Consider the following 18,611-nt stretch of genomic DNA (forward strand, 5'->3'; position numbering starts at 1 on the left):
AGTTAAAAGTATTTGAAACCATATCTTTTCCTAATTTTGCAAACCATAAATTATAGTTTACAATGCCACGTAGAGAACGAAATAAGTTTGTTAAAAGAAACGAAACAATAGAGATTTTAATTGAAGATTATGCCTTTGGAGGAAAAGGAATTGGAAGAATTCGCTCAGAAGAAGGAGTTTTTGTTGTTTTTGTTCCCAACACTTTACCAGGACAGTTAGTAAAAGCTCGTGTAGTTAAATCAAAAAAGAAATATGCTGAATGTAAACTAGTAGAGGTTATAAAACATTCAGAAGACGAAATAGAAGTTCCATATCAAGATATCCCAGGCGCTCCATATATTCAGTTACCTATTGATCTTCAACATCAATACAAAAAAGAAAGTACACTTTCTTTATTTAAAAGAATTGGTAAGGTTGAAGATATAGAAGATTTATTTGATGAATTTGTTACTTCTCCTAATGTATTTCATTACCGAAACAAAATGGAATATGGATTTTCAGCTATTGGTTACGATAGAATTAATAAGAAAGATGATGATTTTTTTACCCTAGGTTTTAAACGCCGTGGTGTTTGGTGGATGGGAGATAATTTAGATAAAGACTCTGGATTATTTGATGCTCAAGTTGAAGATAACTTAAAAGTAATTAGAGAATACTGTGAAAAAACTGGTTTAGCTCCTTGGCACGGACCAAAAAAAGAAGGATTCTTCAGATATTTTGTTGTTAGAAAGTCTTATAAAACAAATGAGCTATTATTTAATTTGGTAACAACTTCTTATGATTTACCTAAATTTGACTTACAAGCTTTCGCTAATTTATTAAAAGACATTTTTGGAGATTGTTTAGCAGGATTATTACATACTATTAATGATGAAATTGGAGATAGAACTATTGCTACTTCTGGAAGTATTAGTCTTGTTACTGGAAAAGATAAAATTGTAGAAGAATTATTAGGTCTAAATTTCGAAATAAGCATGAAAAGCTTTTTTCAAACCAACCCAAAATCTGCAGAAAAATTATATACCAAAGTTGTTGATTATGCGTTAGAAAACAAAGATGCAATAGACAATACCGTTGTTATGGATTTGTTTTGTGGAACAGGAACTATAGGTCAAATAATTGCTTCAAAAGCCAATAACACCAAAATTGTAGGTGTAGATATTGTAGCCTCAGCCATTGAAGATGCTAAGAAAAACGCTGAGAGAAATAATATAAAAGGTTTAGAGTTTTATGCAGCCGATGTTGGTAAATTCTTAAATGAACATCCACAATTTAAAAACAAAATAAGAACTATTATTTTAGATCCTGCACGTGCTGGTATTGCTCCAAAAACACTTAAAAAAATCATAAATCTAAATGCAGATAGAATGGTTTATGTATCTTGTAACCCAGCAACTCAAGCTAGAGATACAGAAGAGTTAATTAAAAACGGCTATCAACTAAAAAAGATTAGCTTAGTAGATCAATTTCCGCACACAGCGCATATTGAAACAGTAGTATTATTTGAAAAATAATTTTTAATGAAAAAGTATATTTTATTTTTTGTCTTAATAGCAGGATTACTTTCTTGTGAGAGAGATGATTTTTGTGTACAAAGTCCAGTAACACCAAATTTAGTTATACGTTTTTATGACAGAGAGGACGTTAACGAACTTAAAGCAGTGGGACGTTTATCTATCATAGCACAAGGAAAAACAGATAGTTTATTTACAAATCGAACAACTGATAGTATTGCTATCCCATTGAACTCATTGAAATCATTAAACTCATTGACCACAGAGACAGTGTATACACTTAAGATGAATAATGTTGATAATACTATAGCCAACAACCAAATAGCTACACTTACAATAAAATATGTTCCAGAAGAGGATTATGTTTCTCGTTCATGTGGATATAGAGTTATCTACAAAGATGTTAATTTAACACATACTGGTTGGATTGATAATTTATCTACTACATTAATCACTAATATTGACAATCAAGCAAAAGCCCATGTACAAGTATATCATTAGTCTTTGTCTTACACTTAGTTTTTTACAAGGATACGCTCAAAAAACAAAGAATTCTGAAGCAAAAAAAGATACGATAACTTATAAGACAGGTTATGGACTTCGTTTAGGAGTTGATATTAGTAAACCTGGATTATCCATATTTGACAAAAGTTATAGTGGATTGGAAATTGTGGGAGATTATCGTGTTTCAAAAAAATGGTATGTAGCTACAGAATTAGGATACGAAAAAGAAACAACCTTTGAAGATTTTACTACTTCAACTTCTAAAGGAAGTTATATTAGATTAGGAGCTAATTATAATGCATATCAAAACTGGTTAGACATGAATAATGAAATTTATGTTGGAATGCGTTATGGATTTGCTCTTTTTGACCAAACTTTAGATAGTTACAAACCTAATGTTGGAAATATTTATTTTCCTTCAAATACAATTACAACTCCTGTAACAGAAACTGGATTAACCGCACATTGGACTGAATTTCAATTAGGTATAAAAGTTGAGACTTTAAAAAACCTTTTTGTTAGTGCTGGTTTTTCTTACAAAATAATGATCAGTGTAGATGATCAAACAAACTTTAAAACATTATATGCACCAGGATTTAATAGAGTTTTTGAAAGTAATACAGGGTTTGGATTTAACTACACTATATCATACCTAATACCTTTTGTTAATAAGTAATTTTAAATATTACCCTTGTTTTTAATACCTTTACAGTCATTTTTATAAAAGTTATTAACAATGAGTAAAGTCCCAAGCGTAAATTTAGCTGACTTTTTATCGGGTGATGAAAGCAGAAAACAAAAGTTTATAAACGAAATAGGTAATGCTTATGAAACTATTGGTTTTGTTGCATTAAAAGGTCATTTTTTAGACGATGAATTAGTAGACAATCTATATAAAGAAATTAAAAACTTTTTCGACTTACCAACTGAGGTAAAAGAGAAATATGAAATTCCAGGTATTGGAGGACAAAGAGGATATGTTTCTTTCGGAAAAGAATCTGCAAAAGGAAAAAAAGAAGGAGATTTGAAAGAGTTTTGGCATTTTGGTCAGTATGTAGATGCTGATTCTAAATATGCAAAAGAATATCCAGCTAATGTAGAAGTTGAAGAACTTCCAGAATTCAATAGAATAGGAAAACAAACATATCAAATGTTAGAAAAAACAGCTAAATATGTTTTACGTTCATTAGCATTACACTTAGGATTAAAAGAAACTTATTTTGATAATTATATCAAAAACGGAAATAGTATTTTACGCCCAATACACTACCCTCCTATTGAAACTGAACCAAAAGGAGCTGTAAGAGCTGCTGCTCATGGAGACATTAACTTAATTACATTGTTAATGGGAGCTCAAGGAAAGGGATTACAAGTACAAGATCATGATGGAGTTTGGCATGACGCAATTGCTCAACCAGATGAATTAATGATTAACGTTGGTGATATGTTATCTCGTCACAGTAATAATAAATTAAAATCAACTATTCATAGAGTAACAAATCCTCCTAAAGAATTATGGGGAACTTCTCGTTATTCTATTCCATTTTTCATGCACCCAGTTTCAGACATGAAATTAGATGTTTTAGAAAACTGTATTGATGACAATAATCCAAAGCAATTCGAGGATATTACAGCTGGTGAATTCTTAGATGAGCGTTTACGCGAGTTAGGATTGAAAAAGTAATTTAATGGATTTACAAGATCAATTAAAAAACTTATTTCCAGATCATCAATTTGAAGAAAAACCAATTGAAGAAAAATCTGATATTTGGCTTCAAGATGATCCTATTCTTTGCAAATATGAAAAACGCAAAGGAAAACCTGTTACTATTTTAGACGGGTACAATGGTGCTACTCAAGATTTTAAAAAGCTTGCCAAAGAGATTAAAACCAAACTTAGTGTTGGTGGCAGCTTTAAAGACGATACCATTATTATTCAAGGTGATTACCGTAATCAAATAATGGAAATATTGAAAGACAAAGGCTTTAAAGTAAAACGCGTTGGAGGCTAATATTATCAAAGTGTCAAGAATAATATTTCTTGGCACTTTTCCTAAAAAAAACTTTTAAAGTGTTAAAATACAGGTAATTAATAATAACGTAGAAAAATTAACGTTTATTATATACCAATAGAAGAAATCAAAAAAGAATTCCTCAATATTATGACATCCTCATTATTACACATTACCAACGGAGACACTACAACTCTACAGTTAAAAAACTTAAATTTTAAAGGAGATATTATTACATGGAGAGAAATGTTGTGCGAAGGAAAAACATCTGTTGATGTAGGAAGTGAAAACTTTTGGAAAACCCGTTTTGATTTTCTTAAATCGTCATATAAAGTTACAAAAAGGAAGTTTATTGATTACACTTTAAAAGAGTACAGAAACCTTTGTAATCAAAAAAAACAAGACGAAATTGTTCTTTGGTTTGAATATGATTTATTTTGCCAAATAAACATGCTGGCTGTTATTAGCTGGCTTAAACGTTATAGAAAAAATCAAAAAATCTCGTTAGTTTGTAGTGGTAAAATAGCAAACAGTGAAAAATTGTTAGGTCTAGGTGAACTATCTCCCACTCAATTAAAAGAACATTTTAAAAACAGGGCAATACTTACCCAAGACGATATTGAGTATGCTGATTATATATGGCAACTTTATTGCTCAGATAGTCCTTTGCAACTTGAAAATGCTTCAAAATTAAATCCTAAATCACCATTTGTATATTTAGAAGAAGCTATAAAAGCGCATTTACTTCGTTTTCCATCTATAGAAAATGGATTAAATCATATTGAAAACAATATTTTAAAAGCCGCTAAGAGCAATAAATTTGAAACAAAAAATAAGTTTATTGGTCACTTATTATCAAATCAAGAGGTTTATGGATATGGTGATATTCAATATGTTAACAAAACAAATCAATTAAAAAGTTTATTTTCTTCATTTAACCCAGTTAAATTAAATAAAATAGGTAAAAAAGTACTGCATAATCAAACAAACTATTATGCAAAAATGCGTTCCGATTTTTCGTATCTTGGAGGCGCAAAAAAATACAGCTATTTATATGTAAACTCTACAAACAAGCTGTTAAAAATTACATCATAAATGAACATACAACATTCTGAACTCATCTTAAATCCTGATGGAAGTATTTATCATCTAAATTTAAGACCTGAGCATATAGCTACCGATATTATTTTCGTTGGAGATCAATATCGTGTTGATAAAGTAACACAACATTTTGATTCTATTGAATTTACAACTCAAAAAAGAGAATTTAAAACTACTACAGGAACTTATAAAGGAAAAAGATTAACTGTAATTTCTACAGGAATTGGTCCTGATAATATTGATATAGTTTTAAACGAACTTGATGCTTTAGTTAACATTGATTTAGAAACACGTCAAGTAAAAGAAACTCACACACAGTTAAATATTACTAGAATTGGTACTTCTGGTTCTTTACAAGCCGACATTCCAGTAAACAGCTTTTTATTAAGCTCTCATGGATTGGATTTAAACGGTATGCTACAGTCTTATCAAGTAGAAGAAATTGCTAATCCAGAATTAGAACAAGCTTTTATTAAACATACAGATTGGAGTTCTAAAAAATCGTATCCTTTAGTAGTAGCGAACGGAAAAGCATTAGAAGAAAAATTACTTTCAGACAAGGTACATAAAGGTATTACAGCTACTGCAGGCGGTTTCTATGGGCCTCAAGGACGTGTTTTACGTTTAGGACTGCAAGACGCTCAATTAAACGCTAAAATTGATAGTTTTAACCACAATGGTAATAAAATTACAAATTTAGAAATGGAAACTTCTGCTATTTATGGTTTATCAAAATTACTAGGTCATAATGCTGCTTCAATGAATGCTTTAATTGCTAATAGAGCTAATGGAACATTTAGCGAAAATCCTGGTAAAGTTGTTGCTGATTTAATTCAATATACCTTAGACAAATTAGTTGAATAGATGCTAAATTTAAAAGTAGGTGGTGTACCAGAGCACTTTAACTATCCATGGTACATTACCTTAAAAAATAAAGAATACACCAACAACAACATAAATTTACGTTGGCAAGACTTCCCTGGAGGTACTGGTGCTATGTGCAAAGCATTACGTTCAGGAGAAATCGACATTGCAATTGTACTTACTGAAGGAATTATCAAAGATATAATCAATGGAAATCCTTCAAAAATTACACAAACTTTTGTAAAAAGTCCTTTAATTTGGGGAATACATGTTGGAGCTAAATCTTCTTTCAAAAAAATTGAAGATTTAGAACATGCAACTGTAGCTATTAGTCGATTTGGCTCTGGATCTCATTTAATGGCTATTGTAAACGCACATAATAATGGTTGGGATGTTGAGAAACTAAAATTTAAAGTTGTTGGCAATTTACAGGGAGGAATTGATGCCTTAACCAATGGTGAAGCTGACTACTTTATGTGGGAACATTTTACCACCAAACCTTTAGTTGACAACAATACATTTAGACGTTTAGGGGATTGTCCTACACCTTGGCCTTGTTTTGTAGTAGCAGTTCGAAATGAAGTTTTAGAAAATAATTTTGATGAAGTTAAAAAAGTTTTAGACATAATCAATAATTGTACTTCTGACTTTAAGGAAATCAAAAATATCGATAAAACACTAGCTATCAGATACGAACAACAATTAAATGATATTCAAGAATGGCTATCTATTACAGAATGGAATGATGGAGAGCCAGTAACTGAAAATTTAATCACTAGCATACAAAATAAAATGATTGAGTTTAACGTTATTGATGAGAAGAAAGATTCTGGTGAGTTAATCAGAAATATGTATATTTGATTTTTTAAAACCCAAAAAATGAAAAAAATAGTATTTATTGCAATTTGTGTAGTTAGTTTAGTAGGTTTTTCTTCTTGCGGAAGCACAAGCCCATGCGGTTTAGCAAAAACTAATCAAACCAAACAAAACCAACATCAACAAGAAATCATAGTAGCAGATGCTACTGAGATAGCTGAATAAGTTGATGTTTCTTTTATTCAAATTCAATAAATCCGCTTTTTTAGGCGGATTTTTTAGTTCTTCTTTTTTAACATTGGAACAAATTTGAAATCTCCCAATTCATGTTTTTCAAATTCCTTAGGTGATTTTCGAAGAAACAGAGTCATAACTTGCTCTTTATCTCCTACTGGAATTAATAACCTTCCTCCTATTTTTAACTGCCCTAATAAAGCTTTTGGCACATATGGAGCACCTGCTGTTACTATAATTTTATCAAACGGAGCCTCTTCAGGTAAACCTTTGTAACCATCACCAAAAATAAAACGTTTAGGTCTATACCCTAACTTAGGTAAAAACATTGATGTTTTTTTAAATAATTCATGCTGACGCTCTATTGAGTACACCTCAGCATTTAACTCTAACAAAACAGCTGTTTGATATCCAGAACCAGTACCGATTTCTAAAACTTTTTCTCCTGGTTTAACTTCTAATACTTGCGATTGAAATGCGACAGTAAAGGGATGTGAAATTGTTTGATCTGCAGCAATAGGAAATGCCTTATCTTGGTAAGCATGTGATTCAAAACTACTATCAATAAACAAGTGCCTTGGAATTTTTCGTACAGCATTTAACACTTTTATATCATATATCCCTTTAGCTTCTAAAACCTTTGCTAATTGATTTCTAAGCCCTTGATGTTTGGTAGTATCTCTCACAAATAGTAAAATTTCGACGGGCTAAAAGTAGTAATAAATCTCTACAAAAGTGTATCTTTGTTAGCGTTGATTTTTTGTATAAATCATTTCTTTTTATATAAATATTCAAATAACTAATAATCTTTCACTTATGCTAAAAGCCGGAGTTTTAGGCGCAGGACATTTAGGTAAAATACACTTGCGTTTGTTACAACAATCAGAAAAATATGAATTAGTAGGATTTTATGATCCTTTTACCGAAAATGCACAAAAAGTAGCTAAAGAGTTTGGTTACAAATTATTTAACTCTATAGAAGAACTTATAGATGCTGTTGATGTAGTTGATATTGTTACACCAACCTTATCTCATTTTGATTGCGCTAAACAAGCCATTGAAAAAGGAAAACATATTTTTATAGAAAAACCAATTACTAATACTTTGCAAGAAGCGGAAGGTATCAGAACACTTGCAAGCCAAAATCACGTTAGAGGTCAAGTTGGGCATGTTGAACGTTTTAACCCAGCATTTACAGCTGTAAAAGATGTTATTGACACTCCAATGTTTATTGAAACTCATAGATTAGCAGAATTTAACCCTAGAGGAACTGATGTTCCTGTAGTATTAGATTTAATGATTCATGATATTGACATTATTCTATCGGTAGTAAAATCGAAAGTAAAAAATGTTCATGCTAGTGGTGTTTCTGTTATTTCTGAAACTCCTGATATTGCCAACGCTCGTATTGAATTTGAAAATGGATGTGTTGCTAACTTAACATCTAGCAGAATTTCAATGAAAAACATGCGTAAAAGTCGTTTTTTCCAGAAAGATGCATATATCTCTGTAGATTTCTTAGAGAAAAAATCGGAAGTAGTAAAAATGAAAGATGTTCCTGAAAATCCAGATGAATTTGCTATGATTTTGCAAAATGCTGAAGGTGTAAAAAAGCAAATTTATTTTGACAATCCAGAAGTAACACCTAACAATGCAATTCTAGATGAGTTAGAATCTTTTGCTAATGCAATTAATACTGACACAACTCCTGTTGTTTCTTTAACTCAAGGAACAGAAGCTTTAAGAGTTGCACATATGATTATTGATTGTTTCTAATCAAACTTTAAATAAAAAATAAAACTATACATACAACATGGAAAATATCGCAGTAATTGGAGCTGGAACTATGGGTAATGGAATCGCTCATACATTTGCTCAATTTGGATATAACGTTCAACTTATTGATATATCACAAGATGCTTTAGATAGAGGTATTGCAACCATTACTAAGAACTTAGACAGAATGGTAGCTAAAGAAAAAATTAGTTCTGAAAATAAAGACAATACTTTAAATAACATTACCACTTTTACCTCTATAAAAGAAGGTGTACAACAAGCTAGCTTAGTAGTAGAAGCTGCTACAGAAAATGTTGACTTAAAATTAAAGATCTTTAAAGATTTAGATGAAGTTTGCCCTGAAGAAACAATTCTAGCAACTAATACTTCTTCTATTTCAATAACTCAAATTGCTGCGGCAACTAAAAGACCTGAGAAAGTAATTGGAATGCACTTTATGAATCCAGTGCCAATTATGAAGTTAGTTGAAATTATTAGAGGATACAACACTTCTGATGATGTAATGGACTTTACAGTTGATTTAACGAAGAAAATAAACAAAGTTCCTGTAGAGGTTAACGACTACCCTGGTTTTGTTGCAAATCGTATCTTAATGCCTATGATTAATGAATCTATAGAGACATTATACAATGGAGTTGCTGGTGTTGCAGAAATTGACACTGTAATGAAATTAGGTATGGCACATCCAATGGGACCTTTACAATTAGCCGACTTTATTGGTTTAGATGTTTGTTTATCTATTTTAAATGTAATGTATGATGGATTTAAAAACCCTAAGTATGCTCCATGTCCATTATTAGTTAATATGGTTATGGCTGGTAAATTAGGGGTTAAATCTGGCGAAGGTTTTTACGACTATAGCGAAAGTAGAAAAGCCGAAAAAGTGGCTAAAATGTTCTCTTAATCGCTTTATAAGCTTAACAACAATAAAAAAGGAAGTTTCTGATTTGAAACTTCCTTTTTTATTTTAAAATAACGAACCTATAATTTCTTTTATAGTAATTCCTTCTGCTTCCGCTTTATAATTTTTAACAACCCTATGCGATAAAATAGGGATAGCTACAGCTTGAACATCTTCAATATCTGGCGAATATTTTCCTTTAACAGCTGCATGCGCTTTAGCTGCTAATATTAAATTTTGTGAAGCTCTTGGTCCAGCTCCCCAGTCAATGTATTTTTTAACAAAATTAGTAGCTCTATCTGACTTAGGTCTTGTTTTACCAACTAAACCTACTGCATACTCTATCACATTATCTGCTACTGGAATTTTTCTTATTAATTTTTGCACCTCTATAATTTCTTGAGCAGAAAATATTGATTTTACATTTTGATTAATTATTGAAGTCGTATTTTTTACCACTTGCACCTCTTCTTCAAAAGATGGATATTCTAAGTTAATAGAGAACATAAACCTATCTAATTGCGCTTCCGGTAAAGGATAAGTTCCTTCTTGCTCTATTGGGTTTTGAGTTGCTAATACAAAAAATGGTAAATCTAACTTATACTGGTGTCCTGCCACTGTTACAGATTTTTCTTGCATTGCTTCTAACAAAGCAGCTTGTGTTTTAGGAGGTGTACGGTTAATCTCATCGGCCAAAATTATGTTAGAAAATATTGGTCCTTTAATGAACTTAAAATTTCTATTTTCGTCTAATATTTCACTTCCCAAGATATCAGAAGGCATTAAATCTGGAGTAAACTGTATACGGCTAAATTGTAAACCTAATACGTTAGAAATTGTATTTACTAATAATGTTTTTGCTAAACCAGGAACTCCTACTAAAAGAGAATGTCCTCCACATAAAATAGACAATAAAGTATAATCAACGGCTTCTTGTTGTCCTATTATTACTTTTCCTATTTCTTGTTGCAATTGAGAATATTTTTGAACTAAATTGTTTACCGCAGTTACATCAGACATAAATTATCTTTTATTTTAATACAATATTTTTTTGTTACAAACTTTTATAAAATGAGATTCCCGCTTTCGCGGGAATGACAATATAAGTATAATAAAATTATTATTTTTTATTTATTTTCTTTTTTCCAATCTTTTTCAAAAGTACAAGATTTATAATCGTTTCCTAATTTTATATAAGTCTCTTGAATTTTATCTTTAGACCATTTAACAATCTCTTCTTCTTTTTTCTTAGCTAAAGCAAATTGTTGCATTCTCACATAATCTTTTACTAAATCAGCTTTATGTGTTTCTGTTTTATTTTTCAAGAAAATTATTTTATACATTTTCTCTCCTTGACGGGTTTCATCATAAAAAATATCTGATAATTCTCCTTTTTTAAGCTCACTAATTCTACCAAATAAATCTGGTGGCATTCTTGTTAGCTCAAAAGTAGTTTCATTTGTGTAAGGATTTATTATAGCACCTCCATTATTCTTTGTGTCTTCATCTTCAGAATATTTCTTAACTGCTTCTTCAAAAGTTATTTTTCCTTCTTTTAAATCTGCTTTTATTTTTTCTATTTCTTCTTTAGTTTCTTTTAATTTTTCATCAGAAACTTCTGGTTGCATTAATATGTGAGAAACGCCTCTTCCTTTACCTTTAATATTGTTTAACAAAATTATATGATATCCAAAAGGAGACTTAAATGGCTCAGAAATTTCTCCTTCTTCCAATGAAAAAGCAACTTCTTTAAATACTTTTACAAAATTTGTTTCTTTTGTAATAATCCCCATATTACCTCCATTTTGTGCCACAGTAGGATCATCTGAATTAATAATTGCTTTTAATTTAAAACTTGCTCCACCTTCTACCTGCTTTTTTATTTCATTAAGCTTCTTTATAATACGCTCAGATTCTTCTTTAGTTGGCTCTGCTTTTAATACTAATTGAGCTATTTCAACTTCTGATGGAATCTCAGGTAATTCGTTTTTATCTTGTAATCCTTTATAATAAACACGAACTTCCTCAGGAGTAACGTCTATTTTTTCTGTAATTTTCTTCTGTTCTTTTTCTATTAGTAGATTTTCTTTTTCTACTCTACCTAACTCTTTCTTTAAATCTTCAAGATCATTAAACCCATAAGCCTTAACCATCTTTTCTTCACTCCCATACTCATTAATAAAGTATGCTATATTTCTTTGAACCCTAGAATCAACATCAGATTGAGAAACTACAACACTATCAATTACAGCATGGTGTGCTAATAATTTTTGTTGCATTAATTCTTCCAACATTTCGCAATCAGAAATTTTTACTTTTCCTTCACTCCTTAATTCAATCTCTTGTTTAAATTTATCAATGTCAGAATCTAAAACAATATTTTTACCTATTACTACAGCTACTCCATCAATTTTTTTGGTTTGTTGAGCGTTTACAACTCCTAAACTAGCCAAGAAAAAGGTGAATAAAATACTAGTATTCTTTAAAGTTTTTGTTTTGAATTGCATCATTTATCAGCGTTTTTTCTATCTCTCTTATTAATTCTAATTTTCGTTTGTGTAAAATAATTTGCTTAATCCTTGAACTAACAAATGTTAAAGGTGCCGTAGCATTTTTTGGTAACATATTTTTTACAGCGACCAAATATACTCCTAAACTATCTTCTTTTTGTATGAATTTGGATATTTTTAACAAATTTTCCCTCGTTTCTGTCTGAAAAGGTGCGATACTTTTCTTTAGATAATCAATTGTTACCCAAGTTGTGTCTTGCAATCGGTATGATTTAAAGTTTAATAAATAGCTCTCTAAATCTTCTTTATCTTCTTCTTTAGATGATTTAAATTTTTTTATAGTTTCATCCTTATCTAAGAAATCTTTACCAAAATGAATGTATTCAAATTGCAATAATTCTTCATTCAATTTAAAATTTTCTTTATTTTTCTGATAATATGAATCTATTTCTTCTTCAGAAACAATGGTATCTAATTGCTGTTTTATTAAACGTTCTTTATAACCGTTTATATACAAGCTTTTTTTATAATCGTTTACTAAGCTTTCAATTTTTTCGCTATTTACTTCCGATATATTTTCTTCAGCTTTTACTAATAACAATTGTTGTTTTGCCCAAGAATTTATTAATCCTTTAACAATAACCAAACTATCTTTAGCTGTTATTCCTTTTGGCAATAAGTCTTCTATATCTTTTTTGTATAAATTTTTATTATAAACTGTAGCAATAGGTTTGTCTTCCCTAAACTTTTCAGTTTTTAAACTAATTAAGTCACAAGAAACTATAAGTAGTAATACTATAAAAAAGAATCCCCTCTTCATTTTTTATTGATTAAATATTTTTTTAAACTTCTTTAATTCTCTTTCTTTTACTATAACTTTATTATTTTCTCTTAGACTTTTAACCCATTCTTTTTCTAGCTTTTTTTGATAGTCATTCATAATATGACCTCTTACTTCTTCAAATTTTTTGTTTTTATATTTTTCTTTATTCAATTCATACATCTTTTTCAACTCTAAAGTATCTTTTGATGCTCTATTCCAAATCTTTTTTTGCATTAAGTCAAACAACAACAACCCTTCTTTATACTCTAACAGTACATTTCTGTATGCTGGTTCTTTATGAACTAAATCATCTTTAAAATAGGTTATAATTTCGGCTTCTTTAAATTTTTCATACAAATCATTTACATTATGACTATGTCTATGACCAATAAAATTCATAAAATCTTTTTGTAAAATCTTTTTATCCTTATTTATTGTAAATAAAACCTCTTTTAAATCTTGAGTTTCTAACACATGAGTATTAGTATTAACAAAAACTTTTAAAGCATTTTTATTCTCTTTTATTTTATACTCTCTTTTTAACTTATTTAATACAGCTTGTTTTGATAAACCTGCTCTATTAGATTTTTTCATTTTTCTGGTCAATTCACTTTTAATCTCTTCAAATGAACCAACTGGATACTTTTTCAATAATTTTACAATATGCCATCCATATCTAGTTTTGAATGGTTTACTATAACTTCCTTCTTCTTTTAATTTTCTAACCGCTTCTTCAAAACTTTCTACCATCTTTCCTGTACCGAATTTTGGTAATTTTCCTCCCAAAGCTGCTGTTCCTTTATCTTCTGAATACTTTTCTGCTAGCTTCTCAAAAGACTCTCCTGACTTTAATTCTTTATAAATTGAGTTAATTTTCTCCTTGTTTCCTTCAGAAGCTTTTATCAAAATATGAGCAACTTCAAATTCTCCTTTAGACTCTCTCTTCCCTGTAGTTTTTAGAATATGATATCCAAACCTTGTTTTAAACGGTTTAGAAACTTCTCCTACTTTTGTTTTGTACGCAGCTTCTTCAAAAGGATATACCATAGTAAAAGCTTTAAAATATCCCAAATCTCCACCATTAATTTTGGCAGAAGGGTCTTCAGATACTTCCTTTGCTACTTTTTCAAAAGATTCACCAGACAAAATTCTATTTCTTATATCTGATATCTTCTTGTAAAGTACCAGTGAATCCTTTTCTTGCATTTTTTTAGGATACTTAATTAAGATATGACTAGCTCTTACTTCATTCTTAGTTCTATCGTAAGCTTCTTTTATTAATTTTTTTAAATAATCATTATCCTGCAAATAAGGAGCTATTAACTGGTTTTTGTAACCTTCTAATTCTCTTTTATAAGTCTTTAAAGTATCTAATTTTAATTTATAAGCTTCTTTTACTTTTAATTTATAGTTAATATACAGTTCAAGATAGTTATCAATATCTTTTGATGCATCATCTTCTAAAACAGCTAAATTTTTCTCATATACTTGTTTAAATTCCGAAACCATGATTGGTTCATTATTTATTCTAAATAGCTCTTTATCTTTTTGAGCTAAAGACATTGAACTTACAAAACATACAAAAAAATATAAAAACTGTTTTCTCATCTTATAACGATATTATTCCTTTAATAGCTTCGGCTTTTTTATAGTACGATATTACTTCATCAGCTCCTTTTACTTTAATATGTATAGAAACACTAACATACTTTCCTGTTCTTGATTTTTTGGTATCAATAACAGCTCCTCCTGCATCAAATAACTCTTTTACTTCCTCAACTTGGTTGCCATCTGTTGGCACTATAAATTTATATAAATATTTGGCTGGAAACTTAGTAGTATCCTCTAATTGTGCTTTTAACTTAATATAAAACGCTTCTCTATCTGACATATTTTTATTCTTTTAAAAATTTTCCATCATAAATTGTCCTAAAAAATGATGGAGAACAAAATTACACTATTTATTACATTTATAAATTGAAACTTTTATTTTTGCAAAATGCAACAAAAAATAGTAATTATAGGAGGTCCAGGTACTGGAAAGTCTTCAATTTTAAGAGAGCTTATAAAACGTGGTTACGAATGTATGCCAGAAATATCAAGAGAAGTAACCCTAAAAGCTCAAAAAGAAGGTATAGATCAATTATTCTTAGAACAACCTTTATTATTTAGTCAACTATTATTAGAAGGAAGAGAACAACAATATTTAGACGCTCAAAAAAGTGATAGTTCAATTATCTTTTTTGATAGAGGAATTCCTGATGTTCATGCGTATATGAATTACTTAGGTAACGACTACCCTCCTATTTATAAAGAAAAAAGTAATAAATACTTATATAATAAAGTATATATGTGCGCTCCTTGGGAAGCCATATACAAATCTGACAATGAACGCTACGAAACCTACGAGCAATCTGTAAAAATTGATACCTTTTTAAAGGAAGCTTACGAAGAAATAGGTTACGAAATTATCAACGTTCCTTTTGGAACTGTAAATGAACGATGCGATTTTATTTTACACTCGTTAAAAAACGATGTATGATGAAGCTTTAAAAATATTAAAACATTATTGGGGATATTCTTCTTTTAGAACTCCCCAACAAGAAATAATTTCTTCTGTTTTAGAAGGCAAAGATACTATTGCTTTATTACCTACTGGTGGTGGTAAATCTATTTGTTTCCAAGTACCAGCTTTATTAAAAGAAGGTGTTTGTATAGTTATTTCTCCATTGGTTGCTTTAATGCAAGATCAGGTAAGCAACTTAAATGATAAAGGTATAAAAGCTACCATTATTCCTTCTGGAAGTTTACAAGATGATATTATTACTTTGTTTGATAATATTAAATTTGGAAGAACCAAGTTTTTATACCTATCGCCTGAAAGACTTCAATCCCGTTTTATCCAAGAAAAAATTAAGCAACTTCATGTTAACTTAATTGCAATAGATGAAGCTCATTGTATTTCTGAATGGGGACATGATTTTCGGCCTTCATATCAAAACATTAAAATACTAAAAGAACTACAGCCTAAAACTAACATTATAGCCTTAACAGCTACTGCTACCAATAAGGTTATTAACGATATTATAGCTTCTCTAGCAATAGAATCTTCTCAAGTATTTAAAAAATCTTTTTATCGAGAAAATTTAGCATATCAAATTTTTAAAACTGATGATAAGCTTGGAAAGCTTCGTAAAATTTTTACTAAAACAAAAGCACCAGCTATTGTTTATGTAAATTCAAGAGCAAAAACTAAAGAGATTAGTGCTTATTTAAATGCAAATAACTTTAAAAGCTCTTTTTATCATGGAGGTTTAACAGCTCTAGAGAAAAAGATAGCTTTTGATAATTGGATGAGTGAAAAAACTCCAATTATTGTAGCTACAAATGCCTTTGGAATGGGAATAGACAAACCAAATGTACGCGTAGTTATACATTTGAATTTACCTTCTTCTATAGAAAATTATATTCAGGAAGCTGGACGTGGTGGAAGAAACGGAAACAAAGCTTTTTCTGTAGTATTAACTAATGAAAGTGATATAAAACTTAGTAAAGAGTTATTAAAAAAATCTTTACCAACTATAGATGATATTAAAATCGTTCATCAAAAACTATATCAACACTTTCAAATAGCTAAAGGAGAACTTATAGAAACTAGTTTCAACTTTAATCTTTTAGAGTTTTCTAATAAATATAAATTAGCCCCTAACAAAACATACAATGCATTACAAATCCTAAATAGTAATGGGATTATTGAATTAAACAATAATTTTAATCAAAAATCTACTGTTCAATTTATTGTTTCAAGTAACCAAGTATTATTGCATTATAAACAAAACTCTAATTCAAAAAACTTTATACAAACTTTATTGCGATTGTATGGCGGTATTTTTGAAACTCAAATAAAAATTGATGAGTTTTATATTTCTAAAAAAACAGGGGTTACTTCTTGGTTTGTTATTCAAGAATTAGAACGTATGGCTGAGAATGGTTTTATTGAATACAATAAAGCTACCAACGATTCCGAATTATTTTTTCTCCATCCTAGAGAAGATGACAGAACAATTAATAATGTATCAAAAAGCATTAAGGTTTATTTAGCTCAGAAAGAACAAAAAATTAAAGACTTAATTTTCTTTATCAAAAACAATACTATTTGTAGAAGTCAACAATTACTATCTTATTTTGATGAAGACTTTAGTACAGAATGTGGTATTTGTGATGTTTGTTTAAACAAAAACAATAAAATTTCTATAACAGCAAATGAAATTATTTCTTTATTAAAGGAAAGAAAAGAAGCTACAGTTGAAGAAATGAGTGTATTGTTAAATCAAAAAGAAGCAAACATTTTAATACTTTTGCGCGAATTGTTATCGGAAGAAAAAATTAGTAGTTCAAACAATAAATATTTTTTAATATAAAATGAAAGATTTACGCATCGTTTTTATGGGTACGCCAGAGTTTGCTGTTACCATATTAAAGCACTTAGTTGAAAATGATTATAATGTAGTTGGAGTAATTACTGCGGTTGATAAACCAGCTGGTAGAGGTCGTAAACTAAATCAATCGGCAGTAAAAAAGTATGCTCTTTCACAAAACCTACCTATTCTTCAACCTAAAAACCTGAAAAGTGAAGAATTCCAAGAAGAATTAAAAAAGTGGAATGCTAATTTACAAGTTGTAGTAGCTTTTAGAATGCTTCCTAAAGCTGTATGGGCTATGCCAACTTATGGTACGTTTAATTTACATGCTTCATTACTTCCTGAATACCGTGGTGCTGCACCGATTAATTGGGCTATTATGAATGGAGAAACTAAAACAGGTGTTACAACTTTCTTTATAGATGATAAAATAGATACTGGAGAAATCATCTTACAAAAAGAAGTTTCAATTGAAAGTGATGAAATTTTAGGTCAATTACACGATAAACTAATGCATTTAGGAGCTGGTTTGGTAGCAGAAACTGTTGATTTAATTGCTAAAGGTGATGTAAACACCACAAAACAACCAGAATTGGAAGAAAAATCAGCACCAAAACTTTACCCTCATAATTGTAAAATTGATTGGTCTAAATCTTTAGATGAAATATACAATCATATACGTGGATTAAATCCGTATCCTGCTGCTTGGACAACTATATTAAATGGAGAGGATGAAATTTCGGCTAAAATATATGGTGTTTCTAAAGAAGTTGTTGCTCATAAATTAGAATATGGTACAATTGTTACTTCAAAAAAAGAGCTAAAAGTAGCCACGAAAGGTGGTTACCTTATTATAGATCAAATAAAAATTTCAGGTAAAAAATTAATGGATTCTAAGAGTTTATTAAACGGTTTTCAGTTTGAAGAAAATTCAAAAGCGCTGTAGCCCTTTATTTATAGGCTTTTAGCTTTTTCGGTAAAAAACAACTGGGGTTATTAACAATTACCCCCTATTTATTAACAAAACTTTGTTTTTTCGGTATGATTTCTTGCACAATCCCGCATTCCGTCTATATTTGTTGAGCTATTAAGCAATAAAACATTAATTAATTTT

20 protein-coding genes are annotated in these 18,611 nt (G+C 29.7%); 14 read left to right on the forward strand and 6 right to left on the reverse strand.

Annotated features, from left to right (window positions below; translation table 11 throughout):
- Positions 1 to 62 precede the first annotated feature (62 nt).
- From rlmD to ACOQN8_RS17370, 9 genes are all read left to right on the forward strand, one after another.
- Positions 63 to 1,514 carry a 23S rRNA (uracil(1939)-C(5))-methyltransferase RlmD gene (gene rlmD, locus ACOQN8_RS17330; RefSeq protein WP_420553652.1) on the forward strand — a complete coding sequence of 484 codons (1,452 nt, stop codon included), beginning with the start codon at positions 63 to 65 and terminating at the stop codon, positions 1,512 to 1,514.
- A gap of 6 nt (positions 1,515 to 1,520) precedes the next feature.
- Entirely contained in the window at positions 1,521 to 2,015 is a 495-nt protein-coding gene (locus tag ACOQN8_RS17335) for a DUF6452 family protein (protein ID WP_420553653.1), read from the forward strand.
- Positions 1,996 to 2,694, forward strand: coding sequence for a DUF6048 family protein (locus tag ACOQN8_RS17340; RefSeq protein WP_420553654.1), 699 nt, complete (start codon positions 1,996 to 1,998; stop codon positions 2,692 to 2,694). Before ACOQN8_RS17335 ends, ACOQN8_RS17340 begins: the two co-directional genes overlap by 20 nt.
- A 60-nt stretch (positions 2,695 to 2,754) precedes the next feature.
- A complete protein-coding gene (locus tag ACOQN8_RS17345) occupies positions 2,755 to 3,702 on the forward strand; it encodes an isopenicillin N synthase family dioxygenase (protein WP_420553655.1) in 948 nt (315 codons plus the stop codon).
- Between the two features lie 4 nt (positions 3,703 to 3,706).
- Positions 3,707 to 4,030 (forward strand): translation initiation factor, encoded by a 324-nt coding sequence (locus ACOQN8_RS17350; protein WP_420553656.1) that lies wholly within the window; start codon positions 3,707 to 3,709, stop codon positions 4,028 to 4,030.
- A 150-nt stretch (positions 4,031 to 4,180) separates the two neighbouring features.
- Positions 4,181 to 5,125, forward strand: coding sequence for a DUF1835 domain-containing protein (locus tag ACOQN8_RS17355; RefSeq protein ID WP_420553657.1), 945 nt, complete (start codon positions 4,181 to 4,183; stop codon positions 5,123 to 5,125).
- Positions 5,126 to 5,995 carry a nucleoside phosphorylase gene (locus ACOQN8_RS17360; RefSeq protein WP_420553658.1) on the forward strand — a complete coding sequence of 290 codons (870 nt, stop codon included), beginning with the start codon at positions 5,126 to 5,128 and terminating at the stop codon, positions 5,993 to 5,995.
- Positions 5,996 to 6,856, forward strand: coding sequence for a substrate-binding domain-containing protein (locus tag ACOQN8_RS17365; RefSeq protein ID WP_420553659.1), 861 nt, complete (start codon positions 5,996 to 5,998; stop codon positions 6,854 to 6,856).
- An 18-nt stretch (positions 6,857 to 6,874) separates the two neighbouring features.
- Positions 6,875 to 7,036 carry a hypothetical protein gene (locus tag ACOQN8_RS17370; protein WP_175578764.1) on the forward strand — a complete coding sequence of 54 codons (162 nt, stop codon included), beginning with the start codon at positions 6,875 to 6,877 and terminating at the stop codon, positions 7,034 to 7,036.
- A 53-nt stretch (positions 7,037 to 7,089) separates the two neighbouring features.
- On the opposite strand, the gene ACOQN8_RS17375 is transcribed toward ACOQN8_RS17370, so the two are convergent.
- Complete coding sequence (locus ACOQN8_RS17375; protein ID WP_235274643.1) at positions 7,090 to 7,731, reverse strand: protein-L-isoaspartate(D-aspartate) O-methyltransferase; 642 nt, start codon at positions 7,729 to 7,731, stop codon at positions 7,090 to 7,092.
- Positions 7,732 to 7,861: 130 nt separating this feature from the next.
- Between ACOQN8_RS17375 and ACOQN8_RS17380 the strand changes: the two genes are divergently transcribed.
- Both ACOQN8_RS17380 and ACOQN8_RS17385 read left to right on the forward strand, forming a co-directional pair.
- A complete protein-coding gene (locus ACOQN8_RS17380; RefSeq protein ID WP_420553660.1) occupies positions 7,862 to 8,821 on the forward strand; it encodes a Gfo/Idh/MocA family protein in 960 nt (319 codons plus the stop codon).
- 37 nt (positions 8,822 to 8,858) lie between these two features.
- The gene (locus ACOQN8_RS17385; RefSeq protein ID WP_420553661.1) at positions 8,859 to 9,746 is read left to right on the forward strand and encodes a 3-hydroxyacyl-CoA dehydrogenase family protein; all 888 of its coding nucleotides are present in this window, start codon (positions 8,859 to 8,861) and stop codon (positions 9,744 to 9,746) included.
- Between the two features lie 63 nt (positions 9,747 to 9,809).
- Here the strand turns inward: ACOQN8_RS17385 and ACOQN8_RS17390 are convergent, their stop codons facing one another.
- The 5 genes from ACOQN8_RS17390 to ACOQN8_RS17410 form a co-directional block, all read right to left on the reverse strand.
- A complete protein-coding gene (locus ACOQN8_RS17390) occupies positions 9,810 to 10,763 on the reverse strand; it encodes an AAA family ATPase (protein ID WP_420553662.1) in 954 nt (317 codons plus the stop codon).
- 107 nt (positions 10,764 to 10,870) lie between these two features.
- Positions 10,871 to 12,253 (reverse strand): peptidylprolyl isomerase, encoded by a 1,383-nt coding sequence (locus tag ACOQN8_RS17395; RefSeq protein ID WP_420553663.1) that lies wholly within the window; start codon positions 12,251 to 12,253, stop codon positions 10,871 to 10,873.
- Entirely contained in the window at positions 12,216 to 13,073 is an 858-nt protein-coding gene (locus ACOQN8_RS17400; protein WP_420553664.1) for a hypothetical protein, read from the reverse strand. The genes ACOQN8_RS17395 and ACOQN8_RS17400 overlap by 38 nt, the downstream gene beginning before the upstream one ends.
- 3 nt (positions 13,074 to 13,076) lie before the next feature.
- On the reverse strand, positions 13,077 to 14,684 hold the full coding sequence (locus ACOQN8_RS17405; RefSeq protein ID WP_420553665.1) for a peptidylprolyl isomerase: 1,608 nt from the start codon (positions 14,682 to 14,684) through the stop codon (positions 13,077 to 13,079).
- A gap of 1 nt (position 14,685) precedes the next feature.
- A complete protein-coding gene (locus ACOQN8_RS17410) occupies positions 14,686 to 14,967 on the reverse strand; it encodes a DUF493 family protein (protein WP_420553666.1) in 282 nt (93 codons plus the stop codon).
- 108 nt (positions 14,968 to 15,075) lie between these two features.
- On the opposite strand from ACOQN8_RS17410, the gene ACOQN8_RS17415 reads away from it, so the two are divergent.
- Genes ACOQN8_RS17415 through fmt form a run of 3 tightly spaced genes read left to right on the forward strand, consistent with a single transcriptional unit; the run spans position 15,076 to position 18,443 of the window.
- Positions 15,076 to 15,618, forward strand: a complete 543-nt coding sequence (locus ACOQN8_RS17415; protein ID WP_235274636.1) for an AAA family ATPase — start codon at positions 15,076 to 15,078, stop codon at positions 15,616 to 15,618.
- Positions 15,611 to 17,497, forward strand: a complete 1,887-nt coding sequence (locus tag ACOQN8_RS17420) for a RecQ family ATP-dependent DNA helicase (protein ID WP_420553667.1) — start codon at positions 15,611 to 15,613, stop codon at positions 17,495 to 17,497. The genes ACOQN8_RS17415 and ACOQN8_RS17420 overlap by 8 nt, the downstream gene beginning before the upstream one ends.
- 1 nt (position 17,498) lies before the next feature.
- Complete coding sequence (gene fmt / locus ACOQN8_RS17425; RefSeq protein ID WP_420553668.1) at positions 17,499 to 18,443, forward strand: methionyl-tRNA formyltransferase; 945 nt, start codon at positions 17,499 to 17,501, stop codon at positions 18,441 to 18,443.
- The last annotated feature ends 168 nt before the right edge of the window (positions 18,444 to 18,611 follow it).

The sequence above is a fragment of the Tenacibaculum aiptasiae genome (genome assembly GCF_965221665.1).
In the GTDB taxonomy this organism is placed as follows: domain Bacteria; phylum Bacteroidota; class Bacteroidia; order Flavobacteriales; family Flavobacteriaceae; genus Polaribacter; species Polaribacter aiptasiae.